Here is a 17,285-nt window from a genome sequence, read left to right on the forward strand (position 1 = left end):
ACCGTAGTCGGACGATCGCCCCGCTGCTGCCCGGCCTCACGACCCGGCGTCGACGACGCGCACCGAGAGGACCGGGCGGCCCCGCACGAGGCGCAGGGGGCCGGTGACCGTGACCTCGCCGCGGGGGCGCTCGTCGACGAGCCGCGCGTAGGCCCCTCGCTCGTCGGACGTCAGGGGACGTCGTCGCCGGCGTCGGAGATCCCACGCCAGCTGGATCCCGCGGGCCATCGGCCGGAGCGGCAGCGGCTGGTCGAGAGCCGGAACGCCGAGGTGTGTGGTCGCGACGAGCGTGCCCGTCATCGACACCTCGACGCCCCGCACGACGTAGCTCGCGTTGGCCCAGTTCGCGAACTGCTCCGGCCAGCGGGACAGGTCGGGCAGGCCCTGATGGGCCAGCGACACCTGCGCGGTCTGGTCGGTCTGGTTCGGCACGGGATCGACGTGGACGACGTCCTCCAGGTGGCTCAGGGCGGAGTACGCGCCGCCCCAGCACGGACCCAGCCCGTAGGGGCACTGCGCCGTGAGTCCGACCGTCACGACGGTGCCGGTCCTGACGCTCTCGGCCCGCGGGGCGCGACGTCCCCCAGGCGAAGTCTCGTCCCGGTGACCGGTGGGCCTGACCACGCCGACCCGGACGATGTGGCCCGTCGAGGGGACCCCGTCGGCGCTGAGCGCGAAGAGCACGTAGTGGCCCGGGGGGCACTCGGCCGGGTTCGCGGGCACCGTGACGGCACGTTCCTGCCCGTCGCCGGACGAGGCGAGTCGGAGGAACCGCTGATTGGCGTCGAGCGTGTGCGTCGTCGACCCGAGCCGCAGGAGGGTCACGGTGTCGGTGGGCGCTCCGGTCGTGGTGAGGGTGAACGTCTCCCCGGGGGTGAGGTCGTCGGGAGCGGCGTCGATGGCCGGGCGCGGACCGCGGAAGAGGTAGGGCGGGTGGAAGATCTGCGCGTCGCGGTGGGTGTCCGCCGGGTCGTTGGGCTGGACGCCGATCACGAACTCTCCGCCGCCCGCGCTGAGCACCGTCGCATCGGGCAGGAGGATCGCCGTCGAGTGGTAGCAGCGGTCGACGTCCTCCGCTGCGAGCGTCGTCCAGGTGTCCGTCACCGGGTCCCACAGCTCGGCGCTGTGCACCGGCGCACCGGGGGCGACGTCGTTGAAGCCGGGGCCACCCGTGCCTCCGGTGACCAGCACCGTCCCGTCGGGCAGCAGCGTGGCGTTGTGGTGGCGACGCCGGAAGGCCATGCTCGCCACCGGTTCCCACGCCGGGGACGGCGCCGTGAGGTCGATCTTCTCGCAGTCGGCCGTCGGGCGGTCGTCAGCCAGGTCGTTGCCGCCGCCCAGATAGAGGACCAGGCCGGGTGAGTACATGACCGCCGGCCCGTACTGACGTTCGCTCTTCGCACGGGCGATGTCCGGTCCGGGGGGTGGCGTCCACTCCCCCGGGCCCGTCAGGTCGAGCAGCTTGGTCAACGGGTTCGAGCCGGACATGGCGATCCGGTTGTCCGGCAGCAGGTGGACCCGTGGATAGAGCGGCAGACCGATGAAGTCCCGTGTCGGTTGCCAGGACGTCCCGTCCCAGATCTCGGGGACGGGCTCGACGGGCTGGTTCGGGCCGGCCTGGTGGCTGCCCGAGATGACCAGCGCCCGCCCGTCGGCGAGCGTGATGGCGCTCGGGTACCAGCGCCCGCTGCGCAGGGGAGGCAGGGCCGTCCACGAGTCGTCCGTGGCGTCGTAGACGCAGGCCTGGTCGAGGCCGTCGCCATCCGTGATGTGACCGCCGGCGACCAGGAGGCGTCCGTCGGCGAGGAGGGTGTGGCCGGAGCAGAACAGGTTGACCGGCGTCGTGTCGTCGCCGCGGCGCGGTTCCTCGGTGGACGTGGTCGTCCCGGTCGCCGGGTCCCACACGAACGGCGCGCAGCCCTGTTGATCCATCCCTCCGTGCGGGTCCTTCCGGCGCCCCCAGGCGAGGACCTTCCCGGTGGGCAGCACCGTGGCGTGGATCGCGACGTCCGGCAGCCCGAAGACCGGATCCCAGCGACCCTGTTCCGTCTCGTCGGGCACGGCGAATCTCCCCTGATGAGGGGCACGCCGCCACGGCGGACCGTGGCGGCGTGCCGGTGCTCGTCGGTACGTGCCGTGGATCGCCTACGCCTCGTCGCCGATCGCCGACGCCACCCGGAGGTCGGCGAGGTACTCGACGATCGAGTGCGCGCTCTCGCCCGTCTTCGCCGTCTGCACGTCCTCGACCCCGCCCCAGACGGGGGCCAGGGGCGCGCCGATCGCGACGGCGTCCGCCGGGCACCAGGCGTTGATCCAGCGCCCGACGTCCGGACGGCGCGGTCCGCCGAGCAGGAGCCTCTTGTTCACCGAGTCCATGCCCAGCGGGCTGCCCGCGGTGACGAGCAGCCGGACCTCGACACCTGCCGGTAGGCGCGTCAGCAGGTCCATCGCGACCACGGTGCCGAGACTGTGGGACACCAGCGTCACCGGTCCCGACGCCGGGAACGTCTCGAGCACCGTGCTCAGGATGCGGCTCCGCGTCGCGTCGTCCTCGAGATAGAGCGCCACGTCGCGGAACCGCACGGCGATGAACAGGTCGTCCAGACGGCTCTTGTCGGCCAGCCAGGAGAGGGCCGGCTGCAGTCCGGCGACCAGGTCGCCGAGGCCTTCCCGTTCGCCGGACGGCTGCGCCCGGAAGCCGGCCAGGCCCGCCGCGTCCTCGATCAGCGCGGCGTAGGTGGCGCGGGCCGACGTGGACGACGGTGCCGCGCGCACGGCCGCCGGCGCGCCGTCGTCCTCGATGACCGTCCGCTCGACCGCGGACGGTCCGGCCAGCTCGGCGAGGACGTCGCCGTAGAAGGGGAACCAGACCCGCGCCGGGTCGAGCGGCGCGCGCCCGACCGCACCGAGTCCGCGGGCCAGGCCACCCGCCCACTCCGCCCGGAGCACGAGCGGGTCACGGCCCTGCTGGGACCGGCCGTGCAGGAACACCAGGTGCGGTGGGGTCTCCGGGACGGCCCGGATGCCGGTGCGGCCGGTGCTCTCGCGGGCCGTCCTCGTCGTCCGCAGTGCGCCCTCCGTCGGTCCTGCCCCGACCAGCGCCTCGGCGCCGAGCTCGTCGAGGAGCGCCGTCTGCGCGGGCGTGCGCGCCAGTGCCCGCAGCCGCGTGAGCACCACCGAGATCCGCGCGCCCTCGTTGGCCACCCAGGCGACCGCGGCGTCGCCCATCGAGCGGTCCCACACTGCGCCGTCGGTCGTGAGCCACTGGCCGGCGTCGTTCGTCCGCGGGACGCCGGAGTGGTGGAGCGCGACGACCTCCCACTGGTCGTTGAACACCGGCGATCCGGAGTTGCCCGGCTCGGTGTCCGCCTCGTAGTGGAGGAAGTCCGGGAGCTGGTCGAGGAGCCGGTTGTGGCGGACCGCGATCTCCTTCCGGCGCCCCGAGGGATGACCGATGACGTTCGCGGCCTCGCCGATGACGATCTTCCCCTGCTGCTTGAGCAGCTTGTTCCAGCCGTACTTGTCACCGGCGACCACGCCGCGGGCCGCCGCGACGGCCACGAGGCTCGCGTCGATCTCGGCGTCGGTGAGGAACAGCGTGCCGGGGTCCAGGTCGAACGCGGCCGGCGCCTCCGGCCTGCCGTCCGGCCCCAGCTCGAAGTCGAACTCCACGAACGCGCCGGCCGCGGAGGCGGCGTCGGGCAGGACGTGGTTGTTCGTCAGCAGGAGCCGCCGGCCGACGAGGAAACCGGTCCCCGCGCCGCCGTCTGCGAGCGATATCCGGCCGACGGACTCGGCGGTCGCCGTCCCGCGGCCGAGGAAGAGGCTCGGCTGCAGGTCGTTCTCGGCGATGATCCGTTCGAGAACGCCCTCGTGCCGGGCGGCCTGCCGCACCGCCCGCGACCCGACGGCGTCGCCGAGGAGCCGTTCCGCCCGGGCCTCGATCTGGTCGGGGTCGTCGGCGACGAGCGTGCCCAACGCCTCCTGCTTGCGCTCCGTCTCCGCCCTCTCAGGTGCCCGGTCGGCGAAGCGGGCGGCTGCGGCCTCCTGCTGATCGCGGAGGGTGCTCATACGAGGACCCCTGCGAAGCGGAGGAACTTCTCGATCGAGTTCACCGACGAACCGTCCGGGAGCCTCACGCCCGCGGCGGGTGTCCACGCCGTCTGGTTGAGGTAGGACCGCTGGTCCTTCCTCAGCTGTCCGATGATCGTCTCCGCGACGATGCGACTGCCCACCGGTCCCAGGGCGTTCCCGCCGGTGCGGACCTCGGACTCGCGCAGGATGTAGAACCACAGGGGGGTCCGGTCGACGAAGCCGCCCTTGTCGAGTGCGGCCCGGATTGCCGGGTCGAGGGCGTCGGTGAGTTCCTGCACCGAGAGCGCCGGAATGCCCAGGGCCCCGGCCACCGCCTGGCCCGTCGGGACGCTGAGCCGGTACCCGCGCAGGAGGTTACGGCGCGCGAGGTGCTTGAGGAGCTTTCCCAGGTCGCTGTCCGGCGTGACGGAGGTGCCGGCGATCTGGTTGACCATGTCCGCCAGGGGTCCGGCGAGGAAGGTGTCGATCGGGCGCGCCGAGCGGATCGGGAAGGCGGCGTCGATGCTGACGAACCGGTCCCATTCGGCGGGCCAGTTGTCCGGCAGGGTCGGAGCGCCGAGGAACTGGCCGGTGCCCGTGAACTGGAAGAGCTGCTCGAGCGTCGAGCGCGGCGCGACGTTCGTGCCGGGGTCCCCGAAGTTGCGGTTCCAGTCGTAGGCACCGCGGATCATGCTGTGGCCGAACCGGAACGCAGCGACCGAGAACTCGATCGGCATGTAGGGCCGCGCGCGCCCCTCGAGGCCGAGCAGGTCGTCCTCGCTCGCGAGCACACTGTCCACCGCATCCGTATCGAGCACGGTGGCGAGAAAGTCGTTCACGCACAGCCACTGGTACGTCCAGCGTGTGAGTTCCCGCGCCCTGGCGAACACGTCGCCGACCCGGACCCGGTCGGGCTCGTTGGCACGTACCCAGTCGACGGCGCTGTTGTGGAAGCGCAGGAAGGCGACGTGCAGCTGTGCGACGACCAGGTTCTCGTCGTTGCGTCCGTCGCCGATCTGGGCGACCCGGTTGACGCGGAACAGGTCGCGATCGAGATCGTCCTCCGGCGGGATCAGGACGCCGGCCGCACCGTTCGTCGCCGTCAGGGTGCCGAGCTTCAGTTTGGCCCGGTCCTGCTCCTGGTAGGGCACTGCCACCTCACCCGGCTTCAGGGGGGCGAACGGCCCGTCCCCGTAGACCGAGTCGAGGTTCAGCGCGGGATCGCGGTGGTTCTTGAGGAGCGCGGTGACGCCCTCCGGCGGCATCGGCGTGAGCGGGGTGACGTCGATCCCGATGACCTTGTCGTTGTCGGTCGCCGCGGTGAGGTCGTGATCGACGAACTGTCCCCAGTAGGTGTGGATCGGGGGTATCGACGTGTTCGGTGCAGGGGCCCCCTGCTCGATCATGGCGTTGCCGAGGTCGTTCAGCGCCTCGACCGTCACCGCCGCGACTTCCGGCGTCCCGGCCGGCAGGAGCTTGGTGGGATCGGTGACCAGTTCCGGGAACAGGTAGTCGAAGTCGGTCACGCCGGCCAGCGCCAGCGCCGTGGCCAGGTCGACCTTGGCGATCTGCGCCTCCTGGGCGACATCGCTGAGTCGAACCGACCCGGCGTCGACGGCCTCGGTCGCTCCCGGTGCCGTGTCGACGATCGCGTGTCCGCCGTGCCGCAGCTGCGTGACGACCCGTCGGATCGCGGTGTGCTCGCTCATGCGTTTCCTCCTGGGACCTTCGTGATGGCGTGGGCGTGGCGCCGGGCTCTCGGCGTCGCCCTGGAGGCATCCGACGGCAGCGCACGGCCGCTCCGGCTCGAGTCGGACAGCACACGTATCAACATCGTGTCCCCCTTCTTGTCCGCCTTCGACGATTCCTCTCCGTGCACGCCGGCGGCAGCGGGGGAAACTCCCTCGCCGCAGGACGGGAGTCGCTGTCCGCGCCTTTCCGGGCACCCTGGGAGAGGCGTAGCCCGACGGATCGATCATCCGGTTCCGCCACCGCGTGACCGCTCGATCGCGCACTGTCGTCCACTCCGCGCGCATTCCTGCGAACGGCCTAGAAAACCCTTCCCCAGCACAGGGGAAAGCCCCCGGTTCGACCCGAAAGGCGGCACTGCACCTCCCGACCGCCCCGGCATCCTGTGTTTCACCCACCACCTCCGCCCCGCTGACACCACTACGGGGAGTGCCGATGACCGCAGCGACCGACGCGCTCGCGGCGCCGCCCTTCGTCGGGCGGGAGACCGAGCTCGACGCGCTCTGCGGGCTCGTCGCGGGGGGGCCGGAGCGGGTCGCGGTCGTGCGCGGCGAGCCGGGGATCGGGAAGACCGAGCTGCTGGAGCGCGTGGCCGCCCGGGCCGCGGTCCGGACGGTGCGGGTCGCCGGCAGCGAGGAGGAGTCGCACCTCCCGTTCGCGACCCTGGCCGACCTCGTCCACCCCGTGGCGGACCGGTTGCCCGCGCTCCCCGAGGTGCAGCGCGAGGCGCTCGAGGTGAGCGTCGCCCGCCGTGCCGGACGTCCCTCGGGTCCCTTGGCGGTGTGCGCGGCAGTCCTGGGTCTCCTGGAGGCCGTCGGCGAGCACGAGGGGCTGCTCGTCGTCGTCGACGACCTGCAGTGGGTCGACCAGCCGTCGACGGAGGTCCTCCTGTTCGTGGCCCGGCGGCTGCAGTCGCCGCGGGTCGCCCTCGTGTTCGCCACGCGCGACGAGCGCCGCGTGGTGCCGGGCGCGCTGGTCGTCGACGTCGGACGCCTGTCGGGCACGGAGAGCCGCGAGCTCCTGCGCCGACTCAGCGGCGAGCTGGCGCCGGTCGCGGTGGACCGCCTCGTCATTTGCCTCGCGGGCCATCCGCTCGCGCTGGTGGAGAACGCCCGTCACCTCGGCCCGGCGGTCCCCCCGCGCGCCGGGCCGACCCTCGAGGCTCTCTGGACGGCCGCGCTCGAGGCGTTGCCGAAGTCGTCGAGGACCGCGGTCACGGTGCTGGCCGCCGCCGGCTCGGCGGGTGCCGACGAGGTCGACCTCGTCCTCGCCGACCTCGGCCTCGCCGCCCACGACCTGCAGCCCGGTGAGGAAGCCGGCCTGCTCCGGGCGCACGAGGGAGGCCCGGACCTGCGCCACCCGCTGCTCCGCCCGGTGCTCCTCGCGGCGGACCCACCCCTCACGCGCCGCGTCCACGAGGCCCTCGCCGCGCGCACCACCGGCATCCGGCGCGCCTGGCACGAGGCGGCGCGCGTCGAGGGCACCGACGACGTCGTCGGCGAGCGGCTCGCGGCGGCGGCGCGCTCGGCGGCGGAGCGCGGCGGGCACGGGAGCGCGGCCGAGGCGTGGGCGCGCTCCGCGCAGCTGAGCACCGACCGCTGGGATCGCGCCGACCGGCTGCTCGCGGCCGCCCGGGAGTTCCTGCTCGCGGGGTCGCTCGACCTCGCCGCCGGCCACGCGGAGGCGGCCGTCGCCCTGGACGACGACGATGCCTTCGCCGCGCGGGCCGAGATCGTCCGGAGCAGGGCGACCACCTGGCTCGGCGACCCCGGGCGGGCCGTCGACGACCTCGTGCGCGCCGCCGAGCGCGTGGCGCCCGAGGACCCCGCAGCAGCCGCCGCCCTCTACACCGAGGCCACGGCGCCCGCCGCCATGGCGGGGCGCGTGCGCGACGTGCTCGCCCTCGTCCGCACCGCGGCGTCGCTCACGCCGAGCGGGACACCGGCTCGCCGGGCGCCCGAGGCGCACGCCCTGGTCCTGAGCGGGGAACCGGAGTCGGCCCTGCCGATCCTCGACGGCCTCGGCCACCTCGGCGCGACACCCTGGGACCTCCAGGACGAGGCCCTGCGCGCCCAGACCGAGGTCTACGTCGAGCGCTACGCCGACGCGCACCGGCGGATCGACACGCTGCTCGCCGCCGCACGGCGCCACGGCGTCGGCGCGATGCTCGCGTTCGCCCACGCGGTCCGCGCGGACGTCGACCTCTGGCGCGGCCGCTGGCCCGCCGCGCGCGCCGACGCCGTCGAGGCCCTGCAGTGGGCCGAGGAGCGCGGGGAACGCGGAACCGCGGCGGTCGCGCTGCTGATCCTCGCCCGGCTCGACGCAATGGTCGGCGACGTCGACCGCTGTCGCGAGCGCACCCGGCGGGTCCTGGGCGAGATCGGCTCGCACGGCGTCGACTGCCTGCTGACCTACGTCCCGGCGGTCGAGGGCCTCGCCGCGCTGGCCGTCGGGGAGGCCGAGGACGCCGTCGGCCACCTCGAGCGCGCCCACCGGCGGGCGACGGCCGACGGCCTCGGCGCGAGCAACGTCGTGCCCTACGGACCGGACCTCGTGGAGGCGCTGGTCCGCAGCGGTGCGCCGGACCGCGCCCGGGAGGTGCTCGCGTGGTGGGAGGACAAGGCCGGGACCGGCCTCGCCTTCCCCGCCGCCACCGCCGCGCGCTGCCGCGGGATCCTGGCGACCTGCGACGACGACGCGGCGGACGCCTTCGCGTGTGCCCACGCGGCGCACGCCCGGAGCGACCAGCCGTTCGAACGGGCCCGCACCCTGCTCGCCGAGGCCGAGTCGCTGCGACGGTTGCGACGGCCCGCCGCGGCCCGCGCCGCCGCCCGCGACGCGCACGCGCTCTTCGTGGGCCTCGGTGCCCGGCCCTGGACCGCCCGCGCCGAGGCCGAGCTCGCGGCCGCCGGAGCTCCCCCGCCGCGCCGGACGGGTCACGAGACGGTCTGGTCGGCCCTGACGCCCCAGGAGTTCCAGGTCGCGCGGGTCGTCGCCGAGGGGCGGACGAACGACGAGGCGGCGGCGGCCCTGTTCGTCTCCCGCAAGACCGTCGAGAACCACCTCACCCGCGTCTACCGCAAGCTCGGGATGCGGTCGAGGAGCGATCTCGTGAGGTTGTTCCCCGGCGCCTGAATCGTTCCCGGTCCTGGGTTAGCGTGACGACGGCCCCGCGGCGTGGCGGGCAGTCCGTCCCGACCGTTCTCTCGACGACCCCGGGGGGTCCGCCGTGACGCTCGAGCTCGATGATCTGCGCGTCCGCAGCCTCGGTGACTGCCGCTACGACTCGCCGTTCGCGGAGATGCTCGCCACCAAGCGCACGTCGCCGCACTACGTCCACGAGGACGACCGCGTGCTCGTGGACGACACCGTCTCCGTGCTGCTGGAGCGCGGGGTGCCCATCGACCAGCTGCCCAGCCTCGAGGCGGCCGGGCCGCGCCGGAAGGTCTACTTCGACCCGGACGCCACGAACGTCGGCATCGTGACCTGCGGGGGCCTGTGCCCCGGGCTCAACGACGTGATCCGCGGGATCGTCCAGGAGCTCACCGAGCACTACCGCGTCGCGCACATCTACGGCTTCCGCAACGGCTACGCGGGCCTGACGCCGAAGCACCGCGAGCGCGTCGTCGAGCTCGACCTGCACGCCGTCCGGGACATCAACAACGACGGCGGCACGATCCTGGGCAGCTCGCGCGGCGAGCAGGACCCCGGGGAGATGGTCGACACCCTGGTCGAGCTCGGGATCGACGTCCTGTTCGTCATCGGCGGCGACGGCAGCATGCGCGGCGCGATGAAGCTGACGAGCGTCATCGACGAGCGCGGCCTCGACATCGCGGTCGTCGGCATCCCCAAGACCATCGACAACGACCTGCCCTACACCGACCAGAGCTTCGGGTTCCAGACGGCGTTCGCGCAGGCCACCGAGTTCATCGCGTCGGTGTTCGTCGAGTCGCAGGCCGCCGAGAACGGCGTCGGCATCGTCAAGCTGATGGGCCGGCACTCCGGCTTCATCGCCTGCTACGCGGCGCTGTCCAACAACGACGCCGACTTCGTGCTCATCCCCGAGGTGCCCTTCGTGCTCGACGGGCCGGACGGGGTGCTGCGCCGCGTCGAGGACCACGTCCGCCGTCACGGCCAGGTCGTCCTCGTGGTCGCGGAGGGCGCCGGGCAGGAGCTCCTCGAGCAGGACGGTGGGACCACGGACGCGTCGGGCAACGCCAAGCTCGGCGACATCGGGATCTACCTCAAGGAGAAGATCACCGAGCACCTGACCGGGGTCGACCTCCCGCCGACGGTGCGCTACCTCGACCCGAGCTACGCGATCCGCAGCGTTGCCGCGAACGCCTACGACAGCGTCTACTGCGTCCGCCTCGCCCACGCGGCCGTGCACGCCGGGATGGCCGGGCGCACCGAGACCGTCGTGGTCCGCTGGCGCCGCCGGTTCGTGCACATCCCGATGGCGCTGATCACCGGGCACCGCAACCAGGTCGACCCGGACGGCGACCTGTGGATGTCGGTGATCGAGGCGACGGGCCAGCCCGCGACGTTCGGGGCCTGACCGTCACTCGGAGTCAGACTTTCGCCCGATCGCTGCGCTGAACGGGCGACCCAGCCGTTGCCACGGCGAGCCGCCGGTCGCATAGTGTGGTGATGGGTGTCACGGTCCGGCTCGCCGGTCCGTTGCGCGTGGAGCGGGGCTCGCCGCCCGAGGCGCTGCGCATCGGGAGCCCGAAGGAGCGGCGGCTGCTCGCGCTGCTCGCCGCGCGGCGACCGGCGGTGCTCACCGGCGACCAGCTGGCCGAGGAGCTGTGGGACGGCAGTACCGGCCGGCCGCCGCGCCACCCCGCCGCCGGCGTGGCGACGCTCGTCAGCCGACTCCGCAGCCGCCTGGACCCCGAGATCCTGCTGGGTGACCGGTGCGGCTACCGCCTCGGCGCGGCCCCGGGCGTCACCGTCGACCTCGACGAGGCGGCCCGATTGCTCGACGAGGCCGACCGGCGGCTCGCCGACGGGGCCGCCGGGCTCGCCGCGAGCACCGCTGCCCGGGCCCTCGAGCTGCTGGGCACCGGGGAGCCCCTGCCCGAGGAGGCGGACGAGCCCTGGGTCGTGGCGGCCCGCGCGGAGTGGCGCGAGCTGGTCCGGCGGGCCCGCCACACCGACGCCCGGGCCGCTCTGGGCATGGGCGACGCCGACCGGGCCCGGCGGTCCGGCGCCGACGCGGTGGGCGCCGACCGGTTCGACGAGTCGGCCCACCGCCTGGTCATGCGGGCCCACCAGCTCGCCGGCGAGCCCTCGCGCGCCGTCGAGCACTACCACCGGCTGCGGACCGAGCTCGCCGACGAGCTGGGCGTCGACCCCGCACCGCGGACTCGCGAGGAGTACCTCGCGCTCCTGCGGGACCAGGGAGCCGCCCGGGACGGGCCCGCGTCGCGGGCGGGTCCGCCGTCCGCGCGCCATTGCGTGGGCCGCACCGACGAGATCGCCCGGCTGACCCGGCGCTGGGACGCCGCGACCCGCGGGCAGTCCGGGCTCGTGCTGCTCGCCGGCGAGGCGGGGATCGGCAAGACGCGGCTCGCCACCGAGGTCACGGAGCTGGCCGCGGCCACCGGCGGGCGGGTGGCGTCCGCGCGCTGCCACGCCGCGGAGCGCTCGCTGTTCCTGCAGCCCGTGGTCGACGCGCTCGGCCCGGTGCTCGCCGCGCTCCCGGGACCCCGGCCGGTGGACGGCCCCCGCGCGCAGGTGCTGGCGGCCCTGTTCCCGGACCTCGTGCCCGACGGGTCGTCGTCGCTCGAGCGCCCCGAGCCGCGCCGGGTGTTCGCCGCGCTCGCCGCTCTGCTCGTCGACGTCACCGCGACCGCGCCCTTGCTGCTCGTGGTCGACGACCTGCACAACGCCGGCCTGGCCACCGTGGAGCTGCTGCACTTCCTCGCCCTGCGTCCCGGGGGTGCCCGGTTCCTCGTGTGCGCGACGGTGCGCGCCGAGGAGGGAGCGACGGCGCTCGCGCACCTCGACGACGTCGCCGAGCGCCTCGACCTCGGCCCGCTGGACCCCACCGCGGTCGTCGCGCTCGCCGACCGGGTCGGGCGTCGTGACCTGGCCCCGACGATCCACCGCCGTACCCGCGGGCACCCGCTGTTCGTCGTCGAGACCCTGCGCGGGCTCGACTCCGGCGAGGTGGGCGTGCCCGAGACCCTCCAGGCCGCGGTGCTCGCGCGCGTCCGGCGTCTCGGGCCGGAGGTCGAGGAGCTGCTGCGGGCCGGGGCGGTCCTCGGCGCGTCCCTCGACCCCGAGGTGGCCGCGGGCCTGCTGGAGCTCCCGGTGCCGGAGATCGCCCGCCGGTGCGAGCGCGCCGCCCACGCACGCCTGCTGATCCCGACCGGCGCCGCGTACGAGTTCGCGAACGACCTGGTGCACGAGGTGCTCCACGCCAGCACGCCCGATCCCGTGCGCCGCCTGCACCACCGGCGCGCGGCCGACCTGCTGTCCGCGACACCGGAGGCGGTCGGGGCCCACGCCGCGGCGGCCGAGGACTGGCCGCGGGCGGCGCGCGCCTTGCTCCTCGCGGGCGAGGCCGCCGCGCGCCGGGGCGCGATGGGCGACGCCGAGTCGCTGCACGACCGGGCCCTCGACGCGGCCGAGCGCGTCGCCGACCTCGAGATCGTCGGCCGGGTGCTCCTGGCGCGCGCCGGCGCCCGGGAGGGCCTCGAGCGTCCCGAGGAGGCGTGGACCGACCTGCGGAGCGCGGCGCAGGCGGCCCGGGAGGCCGGCGACCGGCGCCTCGAGATGGCGGTGCTGCGCCAGCTCGGCGGCGACGTGCCGATCGCGCTCGGCATCCCGCCCGCCGAGTGCGTCACGTACCTCCGCGGTGGCCTCCGGCGGGCCGCGACGCTCGGGGACCGCGTGGCCGAGGCCGACCTCCGCGGCCGCCTCGCGGTGCTGGCGGCCAACGATCTGCGGTTCGGCGAGGCCCTCGACCAGGGCCGGCGGGCGCTCGCCGTCGCCCGCGAGACCGGCGGGGACCGGGCGCTGCTCTTCGGACTCGACGGCCTCAAGACCGCCTACGCCTACGCGGGCATGGTCGACGAGCTCGCCGGGGTGGTCGACGAGCTCGAGCCGCTGGCCCGGCGCCTCCAGGACCGCGGGCTCCTGCAGTGGGCCGTGTTCGAGGGGTCGTTCCCGGCGGTCGCCGCCGGCCGGTGGGACGAGGCCCGGGCGCGCATCGCGGAGGCGGTCGCGGTGACGGAGCACTCGGGGTACGGCGGTCACGACGTCTGGTTCCACGCCCACCTCGGGTGGGTCGCGCGCCTGCAGGGTGACCTCGACGAGGCCCTGCATGTCGGGCGGCGGGCGGTGGCGCGCGGCGGGGAGGCCGGGCACCGGTGGTGGACGCCCACCGCCTGCTCCCTGCTCGCCGCGACGCTCCTGGAGCGCGGGAGCACCGAGGACGTCGCCGAGGCCCGGACCGTGGCCGGGCGCGGTCTGGCGCTCGCCGGGCGCGACGGCGCCGCGGCCTGCCGCGTCCGCTGTCTCGCCCCGCTCGCCGAGATCGCGGCCGGGCACGGCGACGACACGCCCCTCGTCGAGGCGGACAGCCTGCTCGCGGGCGTCACGGCACCGCCGGCGGCGGCCTGGCTGCTCGGCGCCGACGCCTACGTCTCGGTCGCCCGGGCCTGGATCGCGCGGGACCGGCCCGCCCGCGCGCGCCGCACGCTCGCGCCCCTGCTGGCCGCGGCGCGGGCGCACGGCTGGCGCCACCTGGCGGAGCGGGTGGACCGGATCGCGACCACGGCGCCCGCGCGGGTGTAGGCGCAACGGCAGGCGCAACGAGCGCGCAACGGCCGCGGTCATCGTGGCCGCGTCCCGGGGAGGAGCCCCGGGCGAGAGGGAGGGCCGAGCGATGACCGTGGACATGGACAAGGCGATGGAGTTCGTCGGCAAGGTGGTCGGCGACCTCGGCGCCACGATGGCGGCGGGCGGGATCGTCGTGGGCCACCGGCTCGGGCTCTACCGCGCGCTCGCCGAGGGGCCGGCGACGGCCGAGGAGCTCGCCGAACGGACCGGCACGACGCCCCGCTACATCAGCGAGTGGCTCGCCGGGCAGGCCGCGGGCGGCTACGTCCAGTACGAGCCGACGACCGGGACCTTCTCGATGACCGAGGAGCAGGCCTTCGCCCTGACCGACCCCGACGGGCCCGTCTACCTGCCCGGGGCGTTCGTCCTCGCCCTCGGGGCGCTGCGGGCCGAGCCGCGTATCACCGAGATCTACCGCTCCGGCGCGGGCATGGGGTGGCACGAGCACGACGACGACGTGTTCGTCGGCTGCGAGACGTTCTTCCGTCCCGGCTACAACGCCCACCTCGTCGCGGAGTGGATCCCGGCCCTCGACGGCGTCGAGGCGAAGTTGCAGGCCGGCGCGCGCGTCGCCGACGTCGGCTGCGGCCACGGGTCGTCGACGGTGCTCATGGCGCAGGCCTACCCGGCGTCGACGTTCATCGGCTCGGACTACCACGACGCGTCGATCCAGACCGCCCGCAAGCGCGCGGCCGACGCCGGGGTCGCCGACCGCGTGACGTTCGAGACCGCGCCGGCCCAGACGTTCTCGGGCTCCGGCTACGACCTCGTGACGTTCTTCGACTGCCTGCATGACATGGGCGACCCGCTCACCGCCGCGCGCCACGTGCGGGAGACCCTCGCCCCGGACGGCACCTGGCTGATGATCGAGCCGATCGCCGGTGACTCCCTCGCGGAGAACCTGAACCCGGTCAGCAGGGTCTACTACGGGTTCTCCTCCTTCATCTGCGTCGCCGCCGGCCGCTCCCAGCCGGGCGGCTACAGCCTGGGCGCCCAGGCAGGTCCGGCAGCGTTGCGCCAGGTGGCCACCGACGCGGGGTTCACGCGGTTCCGCATCGCCGCGCAGACCCCGTTCAACCACGTCTACGAGATCCGTCCGTAGGCACCGGCCGAGGGGGACGACGTGCGCGCGAGGGAACCGGACGACGTCGGCGCGGTCGAACGTGACGGCGTCCGCGTCGGTTACGAGGTGTTCGACGGTCCCGAGGGAGCGCCGACGGTGCTCCTGCTCACGTCGTGGGCGATCGTCCACATGCGGCAGTGGAAGCTCCAGGCGCCGTTCCTGGCGCGGCACTTCCGGGTGGTCACCGCCGACGGCCGGGGCAACGGGACGTCCGACCGTCCGCGCGGTGCCGCCGCCCACCTCGACCGCGAGCACATCGCGGACGCCGTGGCGGTCCTCGACGCCACCGGGACCGAGCGGGCCGTGGCGGTGGGGGTCTCGATGGGCGCGCGCCACGCGCTCCAGCTCGCGGCGTGGCATCCCGAGCGGGTCACCGGTGTCGTCGCGATCGGCACGGCGCTGCCGTGGCCGCTGCCGCCGGGATTCGACGAGGTCCGCGACACCCACGAGGGGTGGGAGAAGGCCAACGCGCACTACTGGCGGGCCGACTTCCGGGGCTGGGTCGAGTTCTTCATGTCCCGGGTCGTGACCGACCCGCATTCGACGAAGCAGGTCGAGGACCTCGTCGGGTGGGGCCTCGAGACCGACGCGGAGACCCTGATCGACACGGTGCCGGGGATCGCCGAGCCGACCGAGGCCGACGCCGAGGCGATCTGCCGCGCCGTGCGCTGCCCGGTGCTCGTCGTGCACGGTGACGCGGACGCCGTCACGCCGTACTCCGGCGGTGTGGCCGTCGCCGCGTGGACGGGCGGGTCGCTCGTCTCGATCCCCGGCGGCGGCCACGCCCCGACCGTGCGGGACCCGGTGCGGGTCAACCTGCTGATCCGCGACTTCGTCCGGTCGCTCGGCGGGCCCCGCCCCGGGCGGGTCAGCTGGGTCCCGGCCCGCGCGCGGGAGCGCCGGGTGCTGCTCGTCAGCTCGCCGATCGGGCTCGGGCACGCGCGCCGCGACGTCGCCATCGCGGAGGCCCTGCGGCAGCGGTGCCCGGACGTCGCGGTCCACTGGCTCGCCCAGCACCCCGTGACCACGGTGCTCGGTCCGGACGACCGGCTCCACCCGGCGAGCCGGTCGTTGGCGGCCGAGAGCGCCCACATCGAGTCGGAGGCCGGGGAGCACGACCTGCACGCCTTCCAGGCGATCCGGCGGATGGACGAGATCCTGCTGGCGAACTTCCACGTCTTCCACGACGTCGTCGAGGCCGAGCACTACGACCTCGTCATCGCCGACGAGGGCTGGGAGATCGACCACTTCCTGCACGAGAACCCCGAGCTCAAGCGCTCGCCCTACGCCTGGCTGACCGACGTCGTCGGCTGGCTCCCGGTGCCCGACGGCGGCGTCGAGGAGGCGGCGCTGACCGCCGACCACAACGCCGAGATGGTCGAGCACGTCGCCCGCTACCCGCGGCTGCGCGACCTGTCGGTGTTCGTCGGCGAGCCCCACGACCTGGTGACCCGTCCCCTCGGGCCCGGGCTGCCCACGGTGCGCGACTGGACGAGCGAGCACTTCGCGTTCGCGGGGTGGGTGTCGACGGCCGGGCCGCCACGGGACCGCGAGCGGCTGCGGGCCGAGCTCGGGTGGCGGGACGACGAGTCGGTGTGCGTGGTGACCGTCGGCGGCTCGGGAGTCGGCACCGCCCTGCTGCGCCGGGTCGCCGCGGCGTTCCCGTGCGCCCGGGAGCGGGTGCCGGGCCTGCGGATGGTGCTCGTGACCGGGCCCCGCATCGACCCGGCGAGCGTGCCGGTGCCCGACGGCGTCGAGGTGCGCGGGCACGTCCCCGACCTCGAACGCGAGCTCGCGGCCTGCGACGTCGCCGTCGTCCAGGGCGGGCTCACGACGACGATGGAACTCGCCGAGGCGGGCCGTCCGTTCCTGTACTTCCCGCTGGCTCACCACTTCGAGCAGCAGATCCACGTGCCGCACCGGCTCGACCGGCTCGGCGCCGGGACGCGGATGGACTACGCCACCGCGACCCCGGAGTCGATCGCCGCGGCGATCGCGGTGGCGCTCGCGACGCCCGTCCGATCCGCCCCGATCCCCCGCGACGGCGCCGCGCGCGCCGCGGCGCTGCTCGCGTCCGTGCTCGGGACTAGTTGACCTTTACCAGGTCCACGACGAAGACGAGGTGCGCGTTCGCCGGGATCACCGGCGGCACGCCGCGGGCGCCGTAGCCCTGGTGCGGCGGGACGACGAGCACGCGCCGGCCGCCCTCGCGCATCCCGGAGATGCCGAGCTTGAAGCCGTCGATCACCCCGTTCAGCGGGAACTCGACCGGCGTACCGCCGCGGCCCCACGAGGAGTCGAACTCGCCGGAGTCCGAGACGCGGATGCCCTGGTACTGGACCTGCACGGTGTCGCGCGGTCCGGCCTCGGCCCCGCCACCGACGACGAGATCGGTGATGTCGAGGTCGTTCGGCAGGGTGTCGGGGGTGACCGCCGCGCCGGGGGCGCGGGTCAGGTCGTCGGTGTTGTCCACGGTGACCGCCATGGT

9 protein-coding genes are annotated in these 17,285 nt (G+C 74.6%); 5 read left to right on the forward strand and 4 right to left on the reverse strand.

Annotation, left to right across the window (positions count from 1 at the left end; all coding sequences use genetic code 11):
• Positions 1–36 precede the first annotated feature (36 nt).
• The 3 genes from OG774_RS08975 to OG774_RS08985 form a co-directional block, all read right to left on the reverse strand.
• Entirely contained in the window at positions 37–2,061 is a 2,025-nt protein-coding gene (locus OG774_RS08975) for a galactose oxidase-like domain-containing protein (RefSeq protein ID WP_328308669.1), read from the reverse strand.
• Positions 2,062–2,145: 84 nt separating this feature from the next.
• Entirely contained in the window at positions 2,146–4,071 is a 1,926-nt protein-coding gene (locus OG774_RS08980; RefSeq protein ID WP_328308671.1) for a serine protease, read from the reverse strand.
• The gene (locus OG774_RS08985) at positions 4,068–6,053 is read right to left on the reverse strand and encodes a peroxidase family protein (RefSeq protein ID WP_328308673.1); all 1,986 of its coding nucleotides are present in this window, start codon (positions 6,051–6,053) and stop codon (positions 4,068–4,070) included. Before OG774_RS08985 ends, OG774_RS08980 begins: the two co-directional genes overlap by 4 nt.
• 205 nt (positions 6,054–6,258) lie before the next feature.
• Between OG774_RS08985 and OG774_RS08990 the strand changes: the two genes are divergently transcribed.
• From OG774_RS08990 to OG774_RS09010, 5 genes are all read left to right on the forward strand, one after another.
• On the forward strand, positions 6,259–8,958 hold the full coding sequence (locus tag OG774_RS08990; protein ID WP_328308675.1) for a LuxR family transcriptional regulator: 2,700 nt from the start codon (positions 6,259–6,261) through the stop codon (positions 8,956–8,958).
• Between the two features lie 94 nt (positions 8,959–9,052).
• Complete coding sequence (locus OG774_RS08995) at positions 9,053–10,381, forward strand: ATP-dependent 6-phosphofructokinase (RefSeq protein WP_328308677.1); 1,329 nt, start codon at positions 9,053–9,055, stop codon at positions 10,379–10,381.
• A 92-nt stretch (positions 10,382–10,473) separates the two neighbouring features.
• Entirely contained in the window at positions 10,474–13,629 is a 3,156-nt protein-coding gene (locus tag OG774_RS09000) for an ATP-binding protein (RefSeq protein ID WP_328308679.1), read from the forward strand.
• Between the two features lie 91 nt (positions 13,630–13,720).
• Complete coding sequence (locus tag OG774_RS09005) at positions 13,721–14,776, forward strand: methyltransferase domain-containing protein (protein ID WP_328308681.1); 1,056 nt, start codon at positions 13,721–13,723, stop codon at positions 14,774–14,776.
• Positions 14,777–14,797: 21 nt separating this feature from the next.
• Entirely contained in the window at positions 14,798–16,891 is a 2,094-nt protein-coding gene (locus tag OG774_RS09010) for an alpha/beta fold hydrolase (RefSeq protein WP_328308683.1), read from the forward strand.
• Here the strand turns inward: OG774_RS09010 and OG774_RS09015 are convergent.
• Entirely contained in the window at positions 16,884–17,282 is a 399-nt protein-coding gene (locus OG774_RS09015) for an FKBP-type peptidyl-prolyl cis-trans isomerase (protein WP_328308685.1), read from the reverse strand. The genes OG774_RS09010 and OG774_RS09015 overlap by 8 nt on opposite strands.
• Between the last annotated feature and the right edge of the window lie 3 nt (positions 17,283–17,285).

Source organism: Actinomycetospora sp. NBC_00405 (assembly GCF_036044095.1).
In the GTDB taxonomy this organism is placed as follows: domain Bacteria; phylum Actinomycetota; class Actinomycetes; order Mycobacteriales; family Pseudonocardiaceae; genus Actinomycetospora; species Actinomycetospora callitridis.

Bases quoted from the DNA above. Each gene is read 5' to 3' on its own strand.
- OG774_RS08980 (WP_328308671.1), bottom strand. From the start codon at position 4,071: ATGAGCACCCTCCGCGATCAGCAGGAGGCCGCAGCCGCCCGCTTCGCC.
- OG774_RS08985 (WP_328308673.1), bottom strand. From the start codon at position 6,053: ATGATCGATCCGTCGGGCTACGCCTCTCCCAGGGTGCCCGGAAAGGCG.
- OG774_RS08990 (WP_328308675.1), top strand. From the start codon at position 6,259: ATGACCGCAGCGACCGACGCGCTCGCGGCGCCGCCCTTCGTCGGGCGG.
- OG774_RS09000 (WP_328308679.1), top strand. From the start codon at position 10,474: ATGGGTGTCACGGTCCGGCTCGCCGGTCCGTTGCGCGTGGAGCGGGGC.
- OG774_RS09005 (WP_328308681.1), top strand. From the start codon at position 13,721: ATGACCGTGGACATGGACAAGGCGATGGAGTTCGTCGGCAAGGTGGTC.
- OG774_RS09015 (WP_328308685.1), bottom strand. From the start codon at position 17,282: ATGGCGGTCACCGTGGACAACACCGACGACCTGACCCGCGCCCCCGGC.